Below are 625 nucleotides of genomic sequence, written 5' to 3' on the forward strand. Positions count from 1 at the left end.
TTGTAAGCCTTAAACCACCTCCTAAGGAGGTGGTGATTGAACCTGTGAGGCTCTAGCCTGAAGGAAACCCATGCCGGAATATTCCAGCTTACTCACCACAAGTAAGAAGGAAATCACCAACATGGGTTTATACAGGAGTTCATCACATGTGTTCTGGCGTTGCAAATACCACCTGGTTTGGACGCCGAAGTATCGATTTAAAATCCTCCGCGACAAGGTGGGCAAAGAGCTCTACCGAACAATTTATATCCTCTGCAACATGAAGGACTGTGAAGTTCTTGAGCTAAATATTCAGCCAGATCATGTGCATCTGGTCGTGATAGTCCCCCCGAAGCTATCGATTTCGACGTTGATGGGCGTCCTGAAAGGACGCAGTGCAATCCGGCTTTACAATCGTTTCCCACATATACGAAAGAAGTTGTGGGGCAATCATTTTTGGGCAAGGGGATACTTTGTCGATACGGTAGGGGTAAACGAAGAAATTATCAGGCGATACGTGAAGCATCAGGATAAGAAGGACCAAGAGATCGAGCAGCAGATGGAGCTGTTGCAGGATTAACTCGAAAATTGCCCCCTTTTAGGGGGCGTCGTGTAAAGCCACCTCCTCAGGAGGTGGTCTTTTACT

The 625-nt window shown here is 47.2% G+C and carries 1 protein-coding gene; it reads left to right on the forward strand.

Annotated features, from left to right (window positions below; translation table 11 throughout):
- Window positions 1-121 precede the first annotated feature (121 nt).
- Window positions 122-559, forward strand: a complete 438-nt coding sequence (gene tnpA / locus GT753_RS25660; protein ID WP_047571605.1) for an IS200/IS605 family transposase — start codon at window positions 122-124, stop codon at window positions 557-559.
- Window positions 560-625: the final 66 nt, after the last annotated feature.

It is taken from the genome of Serratia sp. Z4, assembly GCF_009900725.1.
Classification (GTDB): domain Bacteria; phylum Pseudomonadota; class Gammaproteobacteria; order Enterobacterales; family Enterobacteriaceae; genus Serratia; species Serratia nematodiphila.

Bases quoted from the DNA above. Each gene is read 5' to 3' on its own strand.
- tnpA (WP_047571605.1), top strand. From the start codon at position 122: ATGGGTTTATACAGGAGTTCATCACATGTGTTCTGGCGTTGCAAATAC.